At 44.4% G+C, this 20357-nt stretch carries 20 protein-coding genes and 1 other annotated feature; all 20 genes read right to left on the bottom strand.

Features of this window, described 5'->3' with window-relative positions; all coding sequences use genetic code 11:
• Positions 1 to 119: 119 nt before the first annotated feature.
• Positions 120 to 374 carry a hypothetical protein gene (locus IV55_RS08615; protein WP_057811326.1) on the bottom strand — a complete coding sequence of 85 codons (255 nt, stop codon included), beginning with the start codon at positions 372 to 374 and terminating at the stop codon, positions 120 to 122.
• Between the two features lie 18 nt (positions 375 to 392).
• Positions 393 to 710: a MerR family transcriptional regulator gene (locus IV55_RS08610; RefSeq protein ID WP_057811324.1), complete on the bottom strand. Its 318-nt coding sequence runs from the start codon at positions 708 to 710 to the stop codon at positions 393 to 395.
• Positions 711 to 737: 27 nt separating this feature from the next.
• Positions 738 to 1769, bottom strand: coding sequence for an SDR family oxidoreductase (locus tag IV55_RS08605; RefSeq protein WP_057811321.1), 1032 nt, complete (start codon positions 1767 to 1769; stop codon positions 738 to 740).
• A gap of 276 nt (positions 1770 to 2045) precedes the next feature.
• Positions 2046 to 2570, bottom strand: a complete 525-nt coding sequence (locus IV55_RS08600; protein ID WP_057811319.1) for a hypothetical protein — start codon at positions 2568 to 2570, stop codon at positions 2046 to 2048.
• A gap of 11 nt (positions 2571 to 2581) precedes the next feature.
• Complete coding sequence (guaA, locus tag IV55_RS08595) at positions 2582 to 4141, bottom strand: glutamine-hydrolyzing GMP synthase (protein ID WP_057811317.1); 1560 nt, start codon at positions 4139 to 4141, stop codon at positions 2582 to 2584.
• 19 nt (positions 4142 to 4160) lie between these two features.
• Positions 4161 to 5309, bottom strand: coding sequence for an IMP dehydrogenase (gene guaB, locus IV55_RS08590; RefSeq protein WP_057811315.1), 1149 nt, complete (start codon positions 5307 to 5309; stop codon positions 4161 to 4163).
• 201 nt (positions 5310 to 5510) lie between these two features.
• Positions 5511 to 5864, bottom strand: a complete 354-nt coding sequence (gene rplT / locus IV55_RS08585) for a 50S ribosomal protein L20 (RefSeq protein WP_057811313.1) — start codon at positions 5862 to 5864, stop codon at positions 5511 to 5513.
• A 51-nt stretch (positions 5865 to 5915) separates the two neighbouring features.
• Positions 5916 to 6113 (bottom strand): 50S ribosomal protein L35, encoded by a 198-nt coding sequence (gene rpmI, locus IV55_RS08580; protein WP_057811311.1) that lies wholly within the window; start codon positions 6111 to 6113, stop codon positions 5916 to 5918.
• A 28-nt stretch (positions 6114 to 6141) separates the two neighbouring features.
• Positions 6142 to 6672 carry a translation initiation factor IF-3 gene (gene infC / locus IV55_RS08575; RefSeq protein WP_083483997.1) on the bottom strand — a complete coding sequence of 177 codons (531 nt, stop codon included), beginning with the start codon at positions 6670 to 6672 and terminating at the stop codon, positions 6142 to 6144.
• Positions 6673 to 6703: 31 nt separating this feature from the next.
• Positions 6704 to 6829 (bottom strand) — a sequence feature (ribosomal protein L20 leader region).
• Between the two features lie 53 nt (positions 6830 to 6882).
• Positions 6883 to 8178, bottom strand: coding sequence for a uracil-xanthine permease family protein (locus IV55_RS08570; protein ID WP_057811307.1), 1296 nt, complete (start codon positions 8176 to 8178; stop codon positions 6883 to 6885).
• Between the two features lie 250 nt (positions 8179 to 8428).
• Complete coding sequence (thrS, locus tag IV55_RS08565; protein ID WP_057811305.1) at positions 8429 to 10381, bottom strand: threonine--tRNA ligase; 1953 nt, start codon at positions 10379 to 10381, stop codon at positions 8429 to 8431.
• A 395-nt stretch (positions 10382 to 10776) separates the two neighbouring features.
• Positions 10777 to 11163, bottom strand: coding sequence for a type II toxin-antitoxin system HicB family antitoxin (locus IV55_RS08560; RefSeq protein WP_186808474.1), 387 nt, complete (start codon positions 11161 to 11163; stop codon positions 10777 to 10779).
• 19 nt (positions 11164 to 11182) lie between these two features.
• Positions 11183 to 11377, bottom strand: a complete 195-nt coding sequence (locus IV55_RS08555; RefSeq protein ID WP_057811303.1) for a type II toxin-antitoxin system HicA family toxin — start codon at positions 11375 to 11377, stop codon at positions 11183 to 11185.
• Positions 11378 to 11671: 294 nt separating this feature from the next.
• Positions 11672 to 12961 (bottom strand): NCS2 family permease, encoded by a 1290-nt coding sequence (locus IV55_RS08550; RefSeq protein ID WP_057811330.1) that lies wholly within the window; start codon positions 12959 to 12961, stop codon positions 11672 to 11674.
• A gap of 291 nt (positions 12962 to 13252) precedes the next feature.
• The gene (gene dnaI / locus IV55_RS08545) at positions 13253 to 14188 is read right to left on the bottom strand and encodes a primosomal protein DnaI (protein WP_057811301.1); all 936 of its coding nucleotides are present in this window, start codon (positions 14186 to 14188) and stop codon (positions 13253 to 13255) included.
• Entirely contained in the window at positions 14188 to 15522 is a 1335-nt protein-coding gene (locus IV55_RS08540; RefSeq protein WP_057811299.1) for a DnaD domain protein, read from the bottom strand. Before IV55_RS08540 ends, dnaI begins: the two co-directional genes overlap by 1 nt.
• Before the next feature lie 14 nt (positions 15523 to 15536).
• Positions 15537 to 16013 carry a transcriptional regulator NrdR gene (nrdR, locus tag IV55_RS08535; RefSeq protein WP_057811297.1) on the bottom strand — a complete coding sequence of 159 codons (477 nt, stop codon included), beginning with the start codon at positions 16011 to 16013 and terminating at the stop codon, positions 15537 to 15539.
• A 15-nt stretch (positions 16014 to 16028) separates the two neighbouring features.
• Positions 16029 to 16646, bottom strand: coding sequence for a dephospho-CoA kinase (coaE, locus tag IV55_RS08530; protein ID WP_057811295.1), 618 nt, complete (start codon positions 16644 to 16646; stop codon positions 16029 to 16031).
• Positions 16643 to 17488 (bottom strand): DNA-formamidopyrimidine glycosylase, encoded by an 846-nt coding sequence (mutM, locus tag IV55_RS08525; RefSeq protein ID WP_057811293.1) that lies wholly within the window; start codon positions 17486 to 17488, stop codon positions 16643 to 16645. The genes coaE and mutM overlap by 4 nt, the downstream gene beginning before the upstream one ends.
• 25 nt (positions 17489 to 17513) lie before the next feature.
• Positions 17514 to 20219 (bottom strand): DNA polymerase I, encoded by a 2706-nt coding sequence (polA, locus tag IV55_RS08520; protein WP_057811291.1) that lies wholly within the window; start codon positions 20217 to 20219, stop codon positions 17514 to 17516.
• Positions 20220 to 20357: the final 138 nt, after the last annotated feature.

The raw sequence follows: 20357 nt of genomic DNA, 5'->3' as shown, positions 1-20357 counted from the left end.
ATCAGGTTATGCTGACAAATTTGTCCAAAAATTCGGATTAAATTTGCAATCTACCTAATCAGCATAAAATTCCTCAGCGTCGCCGTAATAAACGGTGACGCTGAGGAATTTTATTTAACTTATAGATAGTAGTTCAGGATTTCTTGAATTGTTTCTTTATATGCAGGTTTTGTTTGCGTGATAATCTCTGATAAACGTAATTTTTTCTCTCTCGCCGACAGCTCAAAATAGTGGTCTACTAGCGATTTCATGACCTTGTCATCCACTGAATGCTCAATCATATAGTCCATCAAACGTTGCTGTAAATACAATTCATGAGGCGTATCACTATCTGCATGATGATAAATATCTTCCTTCACCTCAATTGTCAGCAAGGCTATGTCCAACTGTTGCTATTGTTGCCACAATTTTTGTCGTTGTTCGCCTAGAACAGCGAGTTTGTGTTGCACTTGTTCAGTTGAATCACGATCGATTTCTTGCATGATAACAGCAATTTCAGAAACGCCAATCCCAGTTTGTCTGAAACAAATAATTGTTTGTAAATCCTGCAGATCAATTGGCATAAACTTACGATAACCATGCTCATCACGCTGCAAGTGCGGGAATAACCCCGCGCGGTCATAAAACCTTAATGTGTCCACACTCGTTGAAAACTGTTGAGCAACTTCATTAATCGATTTCGCATTCTGAACATGGTTGTTTTCAGTCATCGTATTCCCCTAGTTTCCTCGCTGACTTTAAAATGCAGCGAGCATCGTCATAAATTGTGCTTGGTAGTCTGGCTTAATTTGCTGCTTAACAACTGCAATCTTAGCACTATCTAGTTCCTGCCCGTTTTGAAAGTCATTTACTAAGTCCATTAAATTTTCTTTTAGCTGTTCGCGTTCGCTAGGAATTGCGTTAGCATAGGCAAACTGTAATGGATTTGCATACGCTTGATCTGGTTCTGTCGACAAGGTTGCCTTTAAGTTAGCAGTTAGGCTCTCAGATAGATGATTCAAAGCTTCACTCGCATCCAGGTAGCCTTGCAAGCCAAGAACTAGATGTGTTGGCGTCGCAGCATCAAGGGTTGTGTTAACGAGTAAGCCAATGGCCTTCGTTAAGTCGCCAAGCCCTTTTTCTATAATAATGTTTGCAACAATTCGGGCACTTTCCTCATAAACCGGTTTGTAATCATCTAATTGCGCTTGTGGATAAACAGCGTTCTGGGAAAAGTTTGTATTAAACCCACCAGGTTCAACATCAGTCACAGTGATGCCTAAATGTGCGACCTCCTTGCTCAATGTCGTCGATAAGCTCAGCAACGCTGACTTAGAAGCGCTGTAGTAAGCCATCAGCGGTAGATTTACATACGCGCCCACTGAAGATGTGTTCAAAATATGCCCGCGACGCTGTGTTCGCATAAACGGTAACACGGCTTTGATCATGTTTACTGGCCCCCAGAAGTTTGTTTCAAACTCATTGCGTGCATTCTTGGGATTTACTTCCTCAAAGGCACCAGAAACATCATAGCCAGCATTATTAAATAAGACATCAATGTGCCCATACTTTTCATGAACCTGTTTGACGACTTCTGTCACACGATTTGCATCAGTCACATCGAGCTGATATAAATCAATCATTTCATTGTCGCGAAAACTTTGATCTGCCTTATCCAGATTCCGCATAGTCGCAATGACGCGATAATTCGCTGCTGCATATTGTTTAACGGCTTCTTGGCCAAAGCCAGATGAAGCTCCGGTGATGATAATTACGTTTTTTTCTGTCATAATTGTACGCTCCTATAAAAGTATTCTTTTAAACGAAGCCTACGATAAGCCCTGAAGTCGACTTCAGGGCAAGAAAAAATTTTAAATCATGCAATCTATGGTACGCTAATAAAGTTCCGTGCTTATCCGCAGGGAATCATTCCAGGGCGATCATTTTTGTGGTCGTCTTTTTTGTGCAAAAAAATCCCATAATTATTAGATCTATTTCTCTAACAATTACGGGGCATTTCACTTTTGTTTAGACTCTTTTAAATTATATTTAAATACATTTTTAATCTAGAAAACGGCAATAAATATCGCTAATAAAGCAATAAAAAAACTTAAATAATCTAATTTTGATAGTTTATCTGCCTCTTTTAATAGCCGTAAGTATTTTTTAGATTCTATAGTAAAAACAACTGAATTAACTAAAACCGCTAGTAAAAAGATGAAAATTAAAAAAAATTCTGCGAATGTCGATAATATTCCCCGGATCCCACCTAAAAATAATATAGACGTAAAACTAATCATAAAGCTAGAAAAACATAGTAAATACCATTTGGAGACTTTCAACTTAAACGTGCTTAAAAAGACTAAAAGAAATGAAATTGAAAAACTTATTCCTATTAGAGCTCCCGCATACGGAAAGCTGTTTGAGTGCTGCAACTCAACGGTAGCCTTCGATAGACTATATCCAAGTCTTATTAGCAATAGTGTAAAAACAGGTATCCAAAGGCCAAATAATAATGCATCTAATGCAGCTATACTCTTTAAAGGACCAAACAATTTTTCAAAAACACTTTTATAATTTATTTTTTTCATATAGTTTTACTCTATTCATACTCAATCGTTGCAGGTGGCTTACCCGTGATGTCATACAGTACCCGATTAACCCCCGGCACTTCATTGACAATCTTCGCAGAAACTTCACCCAGCACCGCCCAGGGAATCTCCGCAAATTCGGCGGTCATCCCATCGATGCTAGTTACAGCACGCACGACAATAGCTTCGTCATAAGTCCGCCCATCGCCCATCACACCGACACTCCGGATTCCTGGCAAAGCGGTAAAGTACTGCCAGACTGTCTGATCCAGACCAGCCTTGGCAAATTCATCGCGCAGGATTGCATCCGATTCACGGACCAATGATAACCGAGCAGGCGTCACTTCACCAATCACCCGAATTGCCAGCCCAGGTCCTGGGAATGGCTGGCGCCACACAAGATCATGTGGCATCCCCAACTGTTCGCCTAACTCACGCACTTCATCTTTAAACAACTTATTCAGAGGTTCAATCAACTTAAATTGCAAATCATCAGGCAACCCACCAACATTATGATGTGACTTAATGGTTTGGGCTGTATCTGTACCGGATTCAATCACGTCGGTATACAACGTGCCCTGCGCTAGGAATTCAACCCCATCCAGCTTACGTGCTTCCTCACTGAACACATCGATAAATTCTTTACCAATAATCTTTCGTTTAGACTCTGGATTCGTCACCCCGGCTAATTCACCAAGGAACCGGTCGCTGGCATCGACTTGGACAATGTTCACGCCAAACTTACCTTGCAGGCTTGTCATTACTTGCGTTGCTTCATTTTTACGCAACAGACCGTGGTCAACAAACACTGCGGTCAACTGATCACCAATCGCTTTGTGCAATAATACGGCCACAACGCTGGAATCGACTCCACCAGACAAACCCAACAGAACACGCTTGTCGCCAACGGTTTCACGAATCTCGGCAATTTGCAGGTCAATAAAATCGCGCATCGTCCAGTTCGCTGTCGCGCCGGCGATATCAAAGACAAAGTGTCGTAAGATGTCGTTACCGTGTTCCGTTAGTCGAACTTCTGGATGAAACTGTAAGCCAAAGAACTTACGATCTACATCCTGTATTGCTGCAACGGGACAATTTTCGCCCGTCCCAACAACACTAAAACCTGCTGGCACAGTCTTTACATAATCACCATGACTCATCAACACTTTTTGTTCGGCATCTAGGCCAGCGAATAATGGTGACGTTGCATCAACGATTTGCATCGCTGATTGTCCGTAGTCGCCATTATCATCGGCCGGTACAACTTCGCCGCCAGTTAAATCTTTGGCCATCAGTTGCATACCATAACAGATTCCCAGAATCGGTAAGCCGAGCTCATAAATCGCTGGGTCAACGGTTAGGGCATCGTCCCCGTAAACACTATTTGGGCCACCAGAAAAGATTACGGCTTTGGCACCACTTGCCTTAATTTCAGCAGCGGTCATGGTGTGTGGTTTCAATTCTGAGTAGACGCCAAATTCACGAATCCGGCGCGTAATTAATTGGTTATACTGGCTCCCAAAATCGAGGACCAGCACGCGATCAAATTTTGTTTGGTCAACTGTTTGCATGTTTTCTCCTTGCCTCGGCCTAGCCGCGCTTGTAGTTGGGAGCTGCTTTCGTAATCTGGACATCATGCGGATGTGATTCAATCAAACCGGCATTGGTGATTTGGACAAACTGTGCATGCTGAATCAAATCATCAACAGTGTGTGAACCGGTGTAGCCCATTCCTGAACGTAAACCACCAATCACTTGGAATAAGACATCGGCCACGGCGCCTTTATAAGCCGTCCGGCCTTCAATTCCTTCTGGGACCAGCTTCTTTTCTTCCTTAACATTACTCTGGAAGTACCGGTCAGAAGAACCATGTTCCATGGCAGCTAATGAACCCATGCCACGGTAGGTCTTGTACTGCTTGCCATCATCAGCTGTAAATGTTTCACCAGGCGCTTCGTCAGTTCCTGCTAACATACTGCCGAGCATAACGGCATTACCACCAGCAGCTAGCGCCTTCACAATGTCACCAGAATACTTGATCCCGCCATCGGCAATAATCTGCTTGCCGTATTCTTCTGCAACTTGCGCAGCATCTGAAATAGCGGTAATTTGTGGCACCCCAACACCAGCAACAACCCGTGTCGTACAAATTGAACCAGGTCCGATACCGACTTTAACAACGTCGACACCCGCTTCAAACAATGCGCGCGTACCAGACGCTGTCGCCACGTTTCCGGCAATCAAGGTTTGGTCTGGATAGTGTTCACGAATCTGGGCGATTTTGTCTAAGACACCCTTTGAATGACCATGAGCAGTATCGATAATAATGGCATCGGCGCCTGCTTTAAACAACTTATCGGCACGGTCAAAGGTATCGGCCGTCACACCGACAGCTGCTGCAACTAACAACTGTCCTTTAGCATCAACAGCTGCCATTGGCGTTGCTTCTAGATCAACCGCTGTCGCTTTAACTGTTGAAACTTCATGGGCCTGATCATCACTGCTCATGTTCTTATGAATGACACCCAAGCCACCTTGTTGCGCCATTACGATGGCTAAACGTGCTTCGGTAACCGTGTCCATACTGGCACTTAAAATGGGAATGTTCAGCTTTAGGTTCTTTCCTAATTGCGTCCCTAATTCTACCTGGTTAGGTAGCACATCGCTTGCTGCTGGAATCAATAATACATCGTCAAACGTTAATCCCTGCTTCGCAAACTTCTCGTTCCAGTCTGTCATGATGATCAAGTCCCCCTCAAATAAATTGTTATTAATTTAGCAGGTCTATGGGTACAGGGTCAACAGCCACAACCGAACGATAAATTATATTTTGCTGTGAAATATTCGAAATGCCGCCACACCAGCGCTCATCATCAAAAAAAGTGTAAACAAAAACCGCTGACGAGTTTCAAAACTCAATCAGCGGTTATTTTTTATGGTTTACTTTAAAGCCTTAGCAGCTTCCTTCGTCAATGAAGTGAAAGCACGAGGGTCAGTAACAGCCAAGTCAGCTAACATCTTACGGTTAACTTCCACGCCTGCTTCTTTCAAACCGTGCATCAACTTGCTGTAGCTCATGTCGTTTTGACGAGCAGCGGCGTTGATACGGGCGATCCATAACTTACGGAAGTTACGTTTCGTTGTCTTACGGTCACGGTAAGCATAAGTCCATGACTTCCAAACTTGTTGCTTAGCAACCTTAAATTCAATGTGCTTTGCGCCACGGTAACCCTTGGCTAATTTGATCATCTTACGGCGACGTTGCCGAGTAACACTTCCACCTTTAACACGCATAATTGTATCCTCCAATAATTGACCAAGTCTGGTCAGATTCTAGTTAAAAAATTACTTGGTCAACAACAACTTCTTGTAAGTCTTAACAGTTGTAGCGTCCATCATCTTAGTACCACGTAATTGGCGACGTTGCTTCTTGGTCTTACCATGGAACCGGTGACTTGTGTAGGCGTTACCACTGATGAAGCCGCCCTTGGCTGATTTCTTGAACCGCTTGGCAGCGGCACGGTTTGACTTTTGCTTTGGCATGAAAATTTCCTCCTAAAGTTGTTTATCCCTATTTTTCTGGCTTGGGCGAAAGCACTAAGAACATGCTCCGACCATCCATTTTTGCGTGTTGTTGAACATCGGCAATTTCCTTAGTGGCAGCTGCCATCTTGTTCAACACCTCGCGACCGATCTCTTTATGCGTAATCGCCCGACCACGGAACCGAATTGAAACCCGCACTTTGTTACCCTTTGACAGGAACTTTTGTGCATTCTTCAATTTGGTATTGAAGTCGTTGTCGTCAATCGTTGGACTAAGCCGAATTTCTTTCATTTCGACCGTCTTCTGATTCTTACGTGCTTCACGCTGCTTCTTTTGTTGCTCGAAGCGGTACTTCCCATAATCCATGATTCTGGCAACAGGTGGCTTGGACTTCGCAGCCACCAGCACCAAATCTAAGTTTGCATCATCTGCAAGCTGTTGGGCCTCACTGGTCAGCTTCACACCAAGTTGGTCACCGTTAGCAGCAATCAACCGTACTTCACGAGCACGGATTGCGTCATTTACCAAAGTATCTTGAGCTATGGTATTCACCTCCATAAATTCTTAACGAATCAACAATGAAGAGATGTAAACAGAAAAATAGCGGGCGGCCTAAGCCACCCGCTGTCCACACCAAGAACTGATGTGGTTCAACTCATCTTTAGCCCGGCAACATGGTTCCCAAGGCGAGAAGCGGGTGCTTCTGCTTTTCTCAACAGTTATATAGTCTACAGAACGTCCACGTTACTGTCAAGCGTTACCTGACAATCAATGTGATTGCGCTGCTTCTTTTTCACTAGCAGCTTCCTGCGGCAGAATTAAGTTTAACACAATCCCGAGCACCGTTGCGAACGCTAAGCCAGTAAATTGAAAGCTACCTAATTGCAGATAGGCATTACCAATCCCGATGACCATGACTGACGATGCAATCATCAAGTTTCGTTTGCGATTTAAATCAACATGGTTATTGATCAACACACTGACGCCACTCGTAGCAATCGTACCAAATAATAGAAAACTGATTCCACCGATGACTGGTAGCGGCATCGCCATGATCAACACGTTTAGCTTATTAATGAAGGCAAAGATGATGGCAAATACCGCTGCACCCATCAACACGTAGACACTGTGAACCTTAGTGATCGCCATGACGCCGATATTTTCACCGTAGCTAGTCACGGCTGGTCCACCAATCAGACCGGCAACAATCGAAGCTGTTCCATCCCCTGCCAAAGTTCGATTTAAACCAGGATCTTTAAAAAAGTTACGATGGGTTAAATTATCCAGCACCATAATGTGCCCCATGTGCTCTGTCATCGTGACAAACGCAATCGGTGCAATCGTGATGATGGCACCCCATTCTAAATGAAAATGATACGTTAGGCCTGGTACTTGAAAGTCTGGCAATTTAAACCACGGAGCCACGGCGATTTCATGTAAATTGACGATCCCGACAGCCACGCTCAGCAAATACCCACCAACGATGGCCAGCAACACCGGAATCAATCCCAGCGACCCCTTCAAAAACATATTAAAGAAAATCGCCATGAGTAACGTCGCTAGCGCAATTAAAAAGTAGGTCAGGTTGTAATGCCCATTTTTCATCATGGCGTCAGTTGCAGCACTCCCTGCCAACGATAAGCCAATGACCATTACGATGGGGCCAACGACAATCGGTGGCAGCACTTTATCCACCCAGCCTGAACCAATCATGCCAATCAGGAATGCCACAATTAGATACACGGCGCCGACTGCGACGACACCCTGACCAATGCCTGGATATCCAGTCGTTTTCATCAACGCCAACATGGGTGTAATGAATGCAAAACTGGAGCCCATGTACGCCGGAATCTTGCGCTGCGTGATCATGATGTGCAATAACGTACCCACGCCTGACGAAAACAGCGCAATACTAGGGCTGAGACCAACGAGCAACGGCACAATCACCGTAGACCCGAACATTGAAAACATGTGTTGCAAGGATAACCCGATCCACGCCAATAACTTAGGTCGATCGTGGATGTCTAATACCGCCGTGTCGTCATGAAAAGATTGCTGTGCCATAAAGCAAGTGCCTCCTTTGATTTCACGCGTTCCCCAAACGTCGTCACCGACAAAAAAAGACCACCTACCTGAAGGTAAGTGGTCTTTTAGTGTTCAGACTTTAAGCACAGTTTCATCCGTCCTTAGTGAACACCGCCGGCACCTTACTAGCCTCACAGGACTACGTTAAAGGTTCAACATGTTGTATTCATAATAGACAGTTAATAAGGAGCCGTCAAGTCAAAACTTGAACATTCTTAATTCATTTTGATTAATCGTTCGCACGTGAGTATGAAGCCACGTCATTTAAAATTTCAGCTAAGAAATCTTTGCTTGCGACAACAGCAGAATCGTCTTCACCATAACGACGGACAGACACTGTTTCGTCATTCTTTTCGTTTTCACCGACAACCAACGTATATGGAATCTTGTGGGTTTGGGCATCACGAATCTTAAAGTTCATCTTTTCATTACGGTCATCAACCGTTACTCGAACGCCAGCAGCTGCCAATTGTTTCCGCAACTTTTCAGCGTAGTCGCCTTGATGTTCTTCACTAACTGGAATGATGGAAACTTGATGTGGTGCTAACCAAGTTGGGAAAGCGCCTTTGTAAATTTCCGTCAAGTAAGCCGTGAACCGTTCCATCGTTGACACTAAGCCACGGTGAATCATCACAGGTTGATGTTCTTGACCGTCGGCACCGACGTAGTGCAAGTCGAAACGGTCAGGCAGCATGAAGTCTAATTGAATGGTTGATAATGTTTCTTCGTTACCAAGTGCTGTCTTCGTTTGCACGTCCAACTTAGGACCGTAGAAAGCAGCTTCCCCTTCAGCCTCAACATAGTCTAAGCCAAGGTCATCCATGGCACCCTTCAACATCTTCTGTGCCTTTTCCCACATTTCATCGTTGGCAAAGTACTTTTCGGTGTTCTTAGGGTCACGGTAGCTCAACCGGAATGAGTAATCCTTGATATCAAAGTCAGCGTACACTTCAACCATCAAGTTCAGGATCCGTTTGAATTCATCTTGGATCTGTTCAGGGGCAACGAACGTGTGACCATCGTTCAGGGTCATTTCACGAACTCGTTGCAAACCAGATAGGGCACCTGATTTTTCATAACGGTGCATCATCCCTAATTCGGCAATCCGCAATGGCAATTCACGGTATGAACGAATGTGATGTTTGTACACTTGAATATGACTAGGACAGTTCATTGGCCGTAATTCAAGCATTTCGCCATCACCCATGTCCATTGGTGGAAACATATCCTCACGGTAGTGGTCCCAGTGACCAGACGTCTTGTAGGCATCTAGGTTCATCAGAACAGGTGTGTAAACATGCTCGTAACCGTGTTGTAATTCCTTGTCGATGATGTACCGTTCGATCGTACGACGAATGGTAGCACCGTTTGGCATCCAGTAAGGTAACCCGGCGCCGACCTTTGGGTCAACGAAGAATAAGTCTAAGTCATTCCCGATCACACGGTGGTCACGTTCGCGTGCTTCTTTACGGCGAACATCATCAGCGTCCATTGCCTTTTGATCAAAGAAAGCTGTTCCATAAACCCGTTGAAGCATTGGGTTAGATGATTTACCTTCCCAGTACGCGCCAGCAACAGATAACAGTTGGAAAATCTTGACGTTACCAGTCGAAGGCAATTGCACACCATCGCTCAAGTCAACAAAGTCACCTTGACGATAAACAACCACGTTACCGTCATTGGCAGCTGCTGCTTGTTCAACTAGTTGTGCCTGATAGGGATCGCCGTCCACTAACTTCAATGCATCAGCTTTAGCCAATACATCGCGCGTGATTGGTAAGTCCGCTTTAGCGATTTCGTGCATTTTGGCTTCGATAGCAGCCAAGTCATCAGAACTAACTTGATGTTCAGCATTGTCAGTATCGAAGAAGAACCCTTCTTCGTTGGCCTCGCCTAAACCAAAGTGCATGCTTGGGTAGAGCTGGTGCAATGCGTTGGCCAAGATTTGTGCAGCAGTGTGACGTAAAACATCCAATGCTTCAGGTGCATCCTTGGTCACAATTTCAATCTTACCGTCAGCGGTCAATGGCAAGGTTGCGTCCACCAATTCACCGTTAAACTTTCCGGCAACAGCCTTCTTTGCCAAACTAATACTAATTGACTTAGCGATGTCAGCGGTTGTAACACCGGCCTCAAAGGGCTTTACAGCACCATCTGGAAACGTAATCTTAATTTCTGCCATAGTATCTCTCCTCCGTTTGTTAGTAGCACCCCGAAAACAAAAAAAGTCCCTAACCGCAATTGCGGTTAGGGACGTCATTAACGTTGTTCCACCCAAAATTCACAGTTAGAGCTGGCACGCTCAATAACTGCCTCTTGTGACCAATAACGCGGTCAATCGGCCCGGCTTGTTCACCGAACGCTTGAATCAGGGGTAACGACTTATCTTGTCCATGTGTCTTTCACCAAGTAACACACTCTCTATTGAGCAACTGATAACCCGCCATGTCTGATTGGCTTATAAACATTATTAAACCACAAAATTTAGCGATGTCAATTAAGCGTCGATGATTTCTCTAAACATTACTCAAAGAAATTTTCCTTATTACACGCACACTTATCTGGGAAAACTCTTTTTTAAACACCCAACCGCAGCTTCAATGCCTCGGTTAATACACCAGAAACATTAATTTTTTGCTCTTTCGCAATTCGATCCAAATAGTCCGGAATTGTCACACTTTTGCGCACTGTCTTCGAATGCTTGCGTCGATAAGCAGCTAGATCAACCGGAATCAAAGCAGCCGTTTCACCTTTTGTTAACTGCAATTCATCGATGTTGGTTGGCGTGGGATATTCAACTTTATCTTCCAGCAAGATACCAATCGCATCCTCCGCCATCTTAACAGCATCAATCAAATCACTGCCCTGTGTTAAACCACCATCAATATCTGGAATGCGGACGAAGATAAAGTCATCATCCTTCGAAAAGATTGCTGGATAAACCACCATATTTTTATCGACCATAAGAATCTCCCTTTTAAATTTACGATTCAATACCAGCTTCTCTTAGAATGGCATGTTCCAATCCTTTACCCAATTCCTTTGCGTGAATCGGCACAATAACCGTCTTATGCGACTCAGGATGAATCAGTTTCAAATGTGAGGAACCATTTTGTGATTTTTCAATAAACCCATGTGCCTTCAGCAGTTTTACCATCTCACGAGGTTTCATCGGCATTTCATCACCTATGCGTCCAATCATCTTTATGCATATTATATACGTATGATATCTATTTATCACGAGTCCGTCAATTATTCAGCTTTGTATAAAAAACAGCGAGTTTGGGACATAAGGCATCTTGTCCCAAACTCGCTGTTTGATGTACGAACTTAAATAGAGAAAACGTGGGACAAAAGTCAAGTCGCCGTGCAGACTACGAACTACCTACCGGGTTGAAGCCCAACCCGTACGGCAGTTCTAGGTCTTGCTCACGACTTCCCGACTTTTGTCCCACTCTCATGCTTCTTTCAATTAATGATTTACGTTCAGAATCCACATAAAACCGATGAACACAAAGAACAAGACATACATCAACGGGTGTACTTCTTTACCACGTTTAGCCGCAATCATTGTAATTGGATACGTGATCACGCCAAGTGCCAAGCCATCGGAGATACTGTACGTCAGTGGCATGCCCAGCACGATCAAGAATGCGGGAATGGCAATTTCCATCTTCGTCCAAGCGACCTTGGCCATATTTTGCGCCATCAACACGCCAACGATAATCAGCGCGGGCGCTGTCACTTGTGGTGTCACCACTGTCAGCAGTGGCGAAAAGAACATGCCCAGGACAAACATTACCCCGGTCGTAATCGCCGTCAAGCCAGTTCGACCACCAACGGCAATCCCCGCAGATGATTCAACATAGGCCCCAACTGGTGATGTCCCCAACACTGAGCCAGCCAACATGGCAGTTGAATCTGACATCAGCGCCTTTCCGACCCGTGGCATTTCGTTGTTCTTCATGAAACCAGCCTGCTGCGCTAAACCAACCAGCGTCCCCGCGGTATCAAAGAAGGTAACTAGTAAGAAGGTCAACACGACCACCCACATTTGCACAGAGTTAATATCGCCAATGTGTTTGATACCAACACCAAAGGTCGGAGCCAAACTTGGCGCCGGTGCCAACAACTGATGTGGTAACGCGATCAATCCGGTAAGCAAACCAAGCACTGAAGTTGCTAGCATTCCAATAAAGATCCCACCTGGCACACGCATGACCATCAACACCGACGTCAATAACAACCCAAAGATCGTTAACCAGGTAGTCGGTGTTGAAAATGATCCTAACCCAACGACCGTTGCTTTATTTGCGGCAATCAAACCACCGTCGTGTAATCCAATAAAGGCAATGAACAGCCCAATTCCACTCGAAATTGCAAATTTTAAATCTGCCGGAATCGCATTAATAATCATTTCCCGCAAATGAAAAATCGTAATCACTAGAAAAATTAAGGCAGCGACGAACACACCAGCAAAGGCGGTCTGCCATGGCACTTTCATACCAATAACCACAGAATAAGCAAAGAATGCGTTGATACCAAGTGCAGGCGCCGTCGCGATCGGATAGCGTGCCAAGACCCCCATCAACAAACAACCAATCGCACTGGCCAAAGCGGTCGCCGTAAACACAGCGCCTTTATCAACCCCTGCTGCGCCTAACACACTGGGATTCACAAATAAGATGTAGGCCATGGAGATAAATGTTGTAAATCCTGCGAGAATTTCGCGAGGGACTGTCGTATTCAATTCATCAATCATAAAATACTGGTTTAGCTTCTTGTTCACAATAATTGCTCCTTGGGTGAATAATCGCTGACGGCCGTCGATGATTGTTCGGATATTTTCTGAAGAAGAACGAATACTATCGTAGCACTTTTACAAAATCATGTAAAACACGAATTCATAACCGAACTTTTTGATTTATTTCGCTCATTATCCCCTCTATATACGAATGTTAATTCAAAAATAACCGATTCACATCAGATATTCCGATTTAGAGCCACAAAAAAAACAGTCCACCCACGGTCGACTGTTTTAAACAAACTAACTTTATTGTGGTCGCCGGTTAGGACCGACAACACGAACTTCATGGCTCAGGAACCGAATTCGTTGCATTAACCGTGCAGCCTTGACGTCTTCCTTTTCACCCTTTTGGTTTACAGATAGATGTTGGTCAGACAATAAATCCATCGAAAAGTTCGATGTGAAGAAGGTAGGTAATTCCTCTTGCATCCGATATTCCAAAATGACACCTAAAATTTCATCACGCACCCATGAACTCATCGAGTCCGCGCCGATATCGTCGATCATCAATACTGGGGCAACCTTAATCGCCTCAACCTTTTCAGCAACATTATTCTTACCGATGGAATTCTTCATTTCCACAGCAAAACTCGGAAAATGAACCAGTGTACTGGCATATCCCAGTGTCGCGAGTTCATTAGCGATAGCGCCCAACAAGTATGTTTTCCCCACACCAAAGTTACCGTACAGGTATAACCCTTGATGAAATTCCCGTGGCTTTTGCGAATAATCAGCCACAAATTGCATCGCCTGACTCAGCGCTGCACTTCTATTGGCTGCATCCCCATCAATGTCATATTCATTAAACGAGGCCCGTTCGATCATTTTAGGCATCGAAACAGCACGCACGCGCTTCTTAAGCAATGCGCGTTTTTGCGTTAATAATGTTTCTTCAGTTGGTACATAAGTCACTTCAATATAGTGATCACTGATTACCAGCTTAGGTTCATACCCTGGTGCAAACACCTGCTGACCAGCGCGCAACTTATCGCGTTGGCTAACAAATTCATAGAGCTTTGAACTACCACGATCCAGTGCATCATCAGCGAGTTCATCTTGATGTGCTTGAATAAACTGTTGTACCTCAGAATCCTTCACAGCCTTCGTAATCAGCTGTTGATAGTCGGAATTTAATTGCTGCCGATTCAATAATTCTTGCATGGAACGTCCTAAATCTTGCATTATGATTCCTCCTTCCGGTTCTGTTTAGCATCATCTAGCTGGCGCCTTAATTCTGCAATTCGATTACTATCGTCTACAGAAGCTTCACTTGCAGGCGCTTCGTTCCAATCCGGCAACTGTTCGCGTGACTTAGCTGGTTGCTTAGTTTGTCGTTGACGCTGCCGTTCTGCCTGTGCTTGCGCATAATCACGCATGTGCGTGACCGCCTGCTCAGGTGTCGCAACTTTTGCCTTGGACCAATCATTTGCAACTCGGTCTAGGCTATTTTGATACAGAACATTTTGATCACGATCATTAATTAAATAATAAATCAGCATGTTCACAACGCTGGGCGCAAACACCTTACGCGCCATGAATTTCGCTAATATACGCTGTTCCTCATCTGTTACATACTGATTTTTCTCTTGTTTTAACGTGGCCAAAAAATCGGCTGGTGCATAGCTTTTAACCGCTGCGACCAGTGCATTTAATTGATTATCATCAGTTGGTGTTACTGCCGCAGCTGGCGCATCTGCTTCCGTTACTGTCAGTGCTGGCTGCTGTGCATGAAACTGTTCGGCAGCTAGGCTTTTAAAGCGGTTAACAGCAAATTTATTTGTCGTCACACTGGTAGCTTTCACAATAAGCGTGGCGAGTTCCCGCTCAGTAAAACCATAAAGCTGTGCTTCGGCATCAAGTAATGATTGTTCAGCCATGACTGAAGCCAAATCAACATATTCTGCTTTCAGATAGTTTGCCACCAGCTTGAAATCAATCACTGTTGCTTCCGACCGCGCGCCAGTCGAAGCAACGTCAGCAATTTCTGCCGGACGCTGTGCCAATTGGTGATTGCTGACCCGATAGACACTTAAAAAGTCTGCCGAAACGTTGGTTAATGCTGTTAAATCCATTTCAGGTTGTTCGAAGTGTGCTACTAAGGCATCATAGCGTTCTTGACCCACTGTCTGTAATAACAACACGCTCAGTAAGTCATCTGCTAAAAATGCATTGGCCTCTAGTGGCAACCGCAATTTGTACACAAATACCTCGCCCACTGAATCGCTTTGATAGTAGGTTTCCACCAGTCCAACTGCTTCTAGTCGTCTCCGACCAGTCACAAAATGCTGAACATCAATTCCTAACCACCCCAATAACAAGCTGTGCTGTTGTCGTTGCGACAATTGCGGATGCGCAGAGGCAAATGACTCCAGTGCACTATAGATGCTAAACGCATCTCCGCCTAAAATTGGCTGATACAATAAGCGCCACGCTTCATCTGCAAACGCCACGTGTTGTGGAAACATACTGATCATCCCCGTACGCGGGGTTACTTTTGGTGTTTGCTCAAGCGTCACGTCTATTTCTCCTTTTAGCGTGTTCGACCAGCCTTTTTATCACGGTTGACCATTTCTTTCATTTCATCCAAGAACACACTCATGTCTTTAAATTGGCGGTAAACACTGGCGAACCGAATGTAGGCAATTTCATCCACATCAGCCAGCTCATTCATCACGTATTCACCAATCAATTGACTGGACAGTTCATTTTCGCCGAGTGCGCGAACCTTGCTGTCAACTTTCTCAACGACTGCGTTCATTTGTTGCATGGTGACTGGCCGCTTTTCCGCAGACCGAATGATGCCGCGTAAAATCTTATCGCGACTAAATTCTTCACGCGTACCGTCTTTTTTGATGACGAGTAATGGTGCGACTTCAACTCGTTCAAAAGTCGTAAAGCGAAAACCACACTTTTCACATTCGCGACGTCGACGAATTGCTTGACCTTCACCGGTTGGTCGACTATCAACCACCCGGGTGTCGTTGTGATGACAACGTGGACACTGCATAGTTTATAAACTCCTTTAAATGTTGCCTGCATCCGCTTGCTGACGGACTTTTTCAAGCAATTTTACCACTTGTAAACGGGTCGCTTCAACAGAACCACCGTTATCAATCACAATATCAGCTTGTTGTCGCTTTTTTGCTAACGATAATTGACTTTTAATGCGACGCTTGGCAGCCACCTTTGTTAACTGATCTCGATGCATCAAACGCTGTAATTGCATCTTGGCGCTAACACTAACCACAACAATTAAATCGACATCATTTTCATAATGTTGTTCAAATAACAGGGGGGCATCCAGCACGACTAGCTCTGACTGCTGCGCCTTGGCTGCCATTATTTGTTGCATAATTGTTGTCCGAATGACCGGTTGCATAATTTTATTTAAACGTTCAAGTTGTGTTTTATCCTGAAAGACAATTGGACCTAAGGCATGACGATCTAACGCCCCGTTCTCATCCATAATTGTGTCACCAAATACCGTTGCTAACTTAGCTAGCGTCGGTGTCTTGGGTTCCACAATCGCATGTGCCACTTGGTCTGCATCGATAATAACTGCCCCAGCCTCAGCTAACATTTTCGCCACTGTCGACTTACCAGTGGCAATCCCACCGGTCAATCCAATAACAGTTGTCACAAGGTCGCCTTCTTTACTGGAAGCAGCTTTTGTTCTTTCGGACAGTACGTTGTGCCGCGTTCGCCGACCTTGATTTTTACCATGACAGCACCACACCGTTCGCATGGCTCGCCGACGTGCCCGTAAGCATGCAGTTCATTTTGAAACTCGCCTGCATGACCAAAGGCACTGTAAGTAAACACGGTTGTTCCATGATGTTCGATAGCGAGCGTCAATTCGGCAAAGATATTTTCACGTAGTCGCTTGATTTGCGGTCGTGTCAACGAATTAGCAGGTTGTTCCGGATGAATCTTCGACAACCACAGCACTTCATCACAATAGATGTTACCTAGTCCGGCCACGTTATTTTGATCTAACAACCAGGTTTTAATGGCTTTACGACCTTTCGCCATTTTAGCAACTAGATAATCGACACTTAACGTTTCCGGCGTCGGTTCCGGTCCTAATGTTTTTAATCCACCAACTGTGTTTTCCTCACCTGTTTTGACGACAATCATCCGACCAAATTTACGTGTATCGTTGTAACACAAATCCTGCCCATCATCGAAGTGGAAAATTACGTGTGTATGTTTATCAACTGGTGTTCCCGCCGGTGCGGTGAAGTATTTGCCTTCCATTCGTAGATGTGACACCATCGTTAGCCCACCGTTAAATCGAAACAACAAGTACTTCCCACGCCGATCAACAGCAGTTAGAAGCTGTCCTAGCAACAGTGTTTCAAAATCATCCACGCCGTTTAAAATCATTTTCGGATAAAAGACGTCAATCCCAGTGATTGTCTTACCAACCACCATCTTCGTTAAACCACGGCGAACCGTTTCCACTTCAGGTAATTCTGGCATCTCTTTTGCCTCCACATCTTACTTTCTACCCCTTGGCATCATACCAGGAATCGCCATGGGCACTTTCGACCTTCAATGGAATTGCAAGCTTCACAGCTGAATCCATCACACTAGGTACCAGCTGTTCCAACTTAGGGATTTCCTCAAGTGGTGCTTCAAAGACTAATTCATCGTGAATTTGTAGCAGCATCGTCGCCTTTAAACCGGCGTCTTTTAAGGCTTTCTGCATGTTAATCATTGCGATTTTAATAATGTCAGCTGCTGAGCCTTGAATTGGTGTATTCATCGCTGTCCGCGCTGCAAATGAGCGCTGGTTAAAGCTCTTTGCATTGATATCTGGTAAATAACGACGACGATGCGTGATTGTTTCTACGTAACCATCCTTTTGAGCCTGGGTAACCACATCTTCGGTATATTTTTTAACATCTGGATATTCACGGAAGTACGTTTCAATGAACTGTTTAGCTTCCTGACGTGAAATACCAAGGTTCTGTGACAACCCATAATCGCTGATTCCGTACACAATTCCAAAGTTCGTTGCTTTCGCCTGGCGCCGCATTAAAGGTGTCACTTCGTCGTTTGAAGTTAACCCGAAAATTCGCCGCGCAGTTGCAGCATGAATATCCTCATCTTCACGAAAGGCTTCTTGTAGATTTGCATCCCCTGTGATGTGCGCCAAAACACGCAGTTCCACTTGTGAATAATCCGAAGAAAAAATCTGCCAGCCTTCATGACTCGGTACAAACGCCTTCCGAATCTCGCGTCCTTGTTGCGTTTGAATCGGAATGTTTTGCAAATTAGGATCAACCGACGACAACCGCCCTGTTTGCGTCAATGTTTGCAGATAGCGTGTGTGCACCTTTTGGTCTCGACTGTGAACGACCTTTAGTAAACCTTCAATGTAGGTGGACTGTAGTTTTGCTAATCCCCGATAAGCCAGAATGTTTTCGACAATTGGGACCTGACTTGCTAACTGTTCCAAGACATCAACCGACGTTGAATAGCCAGTTTTTGTTTTCTTGATCACGGGTAATTTCATCTTTTCAAATAAAATCACCCCAAGTTGCTTGGTTGAATTAATGTTGAATTCTTCACCAGCCTCTTGATAAATCGTCTGTTGTAACGTGGCCAATTGCTCTTTGAACTTTTCGCGCATGGCAATCAGCTGATCTGTATCCACCCGGACACCGGCAATTTCCATATCGGCTAAAACCAATGTCAGTGGTAATTCAATGTTGCGATATAAGTCAGTTTGCTCGTTAGTTGCCAATTCCTTGAACAGATCGTCATGGAGATTTTGGATGGCCAACGCTTTCCGCGCTAAATGGTTGAAGAACACGGTGTCATCATCTGGGAGGCCACGTTTAGCACCTTTCCCATAAACAGCTTCATCTGTTTCTACTTCCACGTAACCATGCTGTTGTGCCAAGCTGCCTAAATCATTGGAATTGTCGTTGGTATCCAAAAGGTAAGAAACCAATAACAGGTCAAAGTCGATACCTGCTAACTTCACACCTAACCGATTCAGCCCAACATACTGTGCTTTCGCATTGAATACATTTTTCTTGATTTGGTCGTTTTCTAATAGTGCCTTAAATTCAGCTGTTTGTAATAAGTCAATCTCGCGGCTAACCAATGTTTGCTTCCCATCGGTAACAACAACCCCTGCAAACGTGCTCAAATGATAATTCTCATCGGGCATTTCTAAGATGAAGCTAACTTCATCCGTAAAATTCGCTAACAAATCCAAATTATGGGCAGTTAGTTCCGTACAAGAAATATCTTTTAATGTTTGTTCAGGCGTCTCGTCCCCTAAATCAAGGCTCAACCCAGCATTCTGTAACTGCTTCAAAAAATTATTAAAGTCCATTTGCTTGTAGAAACTGATCAGCTTGTCTAAATCTGGACCTGTATAATCAATGTCCGCTAAGTGCACTGCCAATGGTGCATTGGTCCGAATCGTGGCCAAGTCCTTACTCATCACAGCTTGATCGTGATCTTCAATCAAATGATCTTTCATCTTGCTCTGCTTGATGTCGTCTAGATGTTCATACACACCTTCAACAGTTTCAAACTGCGTAAGTAATTTAATCGCTGTTTTTTCGCCAACTTTAGTCACCCCTGGATAATTATCTGAGGTATCACCGGTTAGCCCCTTCATGTCGATGATCTGTGTTGGTGTCAGACCAAACTTTTCCTGCACGTGCGCTGGGGTGTAGTATTCAATTTCACTAACACCTTTTTGCGTAATGGCAACGGTCGTTTTATCAGTCGTCAGCTGCGTCAAATCGCGGTCACCGGTCACAATGATTACCTGGTAATCTTCGGCTTCCCCTTCGCGTGCAAGGGTCCCGATGATGTCGTCAGCTTCCCAATCTTTCAGATCATAGCTCTTGATTCCATAGCCAGTCAGCAGCTCACGTAGGTACGGCATCTGTTCAGATAATTCTTCTGGTGTCTTCGAGCGACCACCTTTGTAATCACTGTACTTAGCCGTCCGAAAAGTTGTCTTACCAGCATCAAATGCAACTAACGCTTTATCAGGATGAACTGCCTTGATCACGTGATCCAGCATTGTCTTAAAGGCATAAATTGCGTTGGTATGTAAGCCATCGTGGTTGGTGAATCGATCTAATTGTGAGTGCAGCGCAAAAAATGCGCGGAAAGCCACACTGTTTCCGTCAATTAATAGCAGCTTTTTCTTCGGTGATAATTCTAATTGTTCACTCATAAGGCCGTCTCTTTCTGTCGTTTTAATGATTCTAGTTTACCAAATTTACCCTTTACACACCACGATTCGACCAGGGATGACGGCAATGCTTATAAAAAAAGATTGACAGTTTTGTTTTTTCTCGTATAGTTGTATGTA

This window comes from Furfurilactobacillus siliginis, assembly GCF_001437435.1.
Classification (GTDB): Bacteria; Bacillota; Bacilli; order Lactobacillales; family Lactobacillaceae; genus Furfurilactobacillus; species Furfurilactobacillus siliginis.
This window is presented reverse-complemented; position numbering and strand designations above follow the sequence as displayed.

Coding starts and splice junctions, on each gene's coding strand:
- IV55_RS08610 (WP_057811324.1), bottom strand. CDS start 710: ATGACTGAAAACAACCATGTTCAGAATGCGAAATCGATTAATGAAGTT.
- IV55_RS08605 (WP_057811321.1), bottom strand. CDS start 1,769: ATGACAGAAAAAAACGTAATTATCATCACCGGAGCTTCATCTGGCTTT.
- IV55_RS08600 (WP_057811319.1), bottom strand. CDS start 2,570: ATGAAAAAAATAAATTATAAAAGTGTTTTTGAAAAATTGTTTGGTCCT.
- guaA (WP_057811317.1), bottom strand. CDS start 4,141: ATGCAAACAGTTGACCAAACAAAATTTGATCGCGTGCTGGTCCTCGAT.
- guaB (WP_057811315.1), bottom strand. CDS start 5,309: ATGACAGACTGGAACGAGAAGTTTGCGAAGCAGGGATTAACGTTTGAC.
- rplT (WP_057811313.1), bottom strand. CDS start 5,864: ATGCGTGTTAAAGGTGGAAGTGTTACTCGGCAACGTCGCCGTAAGATG.
- rpmI (WP_057811311.1), bottom strand. CDS start 6,113: ATGCCAAAGCAAAAGTCAAACCGTGCCGCTGCCAAGCGGTTCAAGAAA.
- infC (WP_083483997.1), bottom strand. CDS start 6,672: ATGGAGGTGAATACCATAGCTCAAGATACTTTGGTAAATGACGCAATC.
- IV55_RS08570 (WP_057811307.1), bottom strand. CDS start 8,178: ATGGCACAGCAATCTTTTCATGACGACACGGCGGTATTAGACATCCAC.
- thrS (WP_057811305.1), bottom strand. CDS start 10,381: ATGGCAGAAATTAAGATTACGTTTCCAGATGGTGCTGTAAAGCCCTTT.
- IV55_RS08560 (WP_186808474.1), bottom strand. CDS start 11,163: ATGGTCGATAAAAATATGGTGGTTTATCCAGCAATCTTTTCGAAGGAT.
- IV55_RS08555 (WP_057811303.1), bottom strand. CDS start 11,377: ATGCCGATGAAACCTCGTGAGATGGTAAAACTGCTGAAGGCACATGGG.
- IV55_RS08550 (WP_057811330.1), bottom strand. CDS start 12,961: ATGATTGATGAATTGAATACGACAGTCCCTCGCGAAATTCTCGCAGGA.
- dnaI (WP_057811301.1), bottom strand. CDS start 14,188: ATGCAAGATTTAGGACGTTCCATGCAAGAATTATTGAATCGGCAGCAA.
- nrdR (WP_057811297.1), bottom strand. CDS start 16,013: ATGCAGTGTCCACGTTGTCATCACAACGACACCCGGGTGGTTGATAGT.
- mutM (WP_057811293.1), bottom strand. CDS start 17,488: ATGCCAGAATTACCTGAAGTGGAAACGGTTCGCCGTGGTTTAACGAAG.
- polA (WP_057811291.1), bottom strand. CDS start 20,219: ATGAGTGAACAATTAGAATTATCACCGAAGAAAAAGCTGCTATTAATT.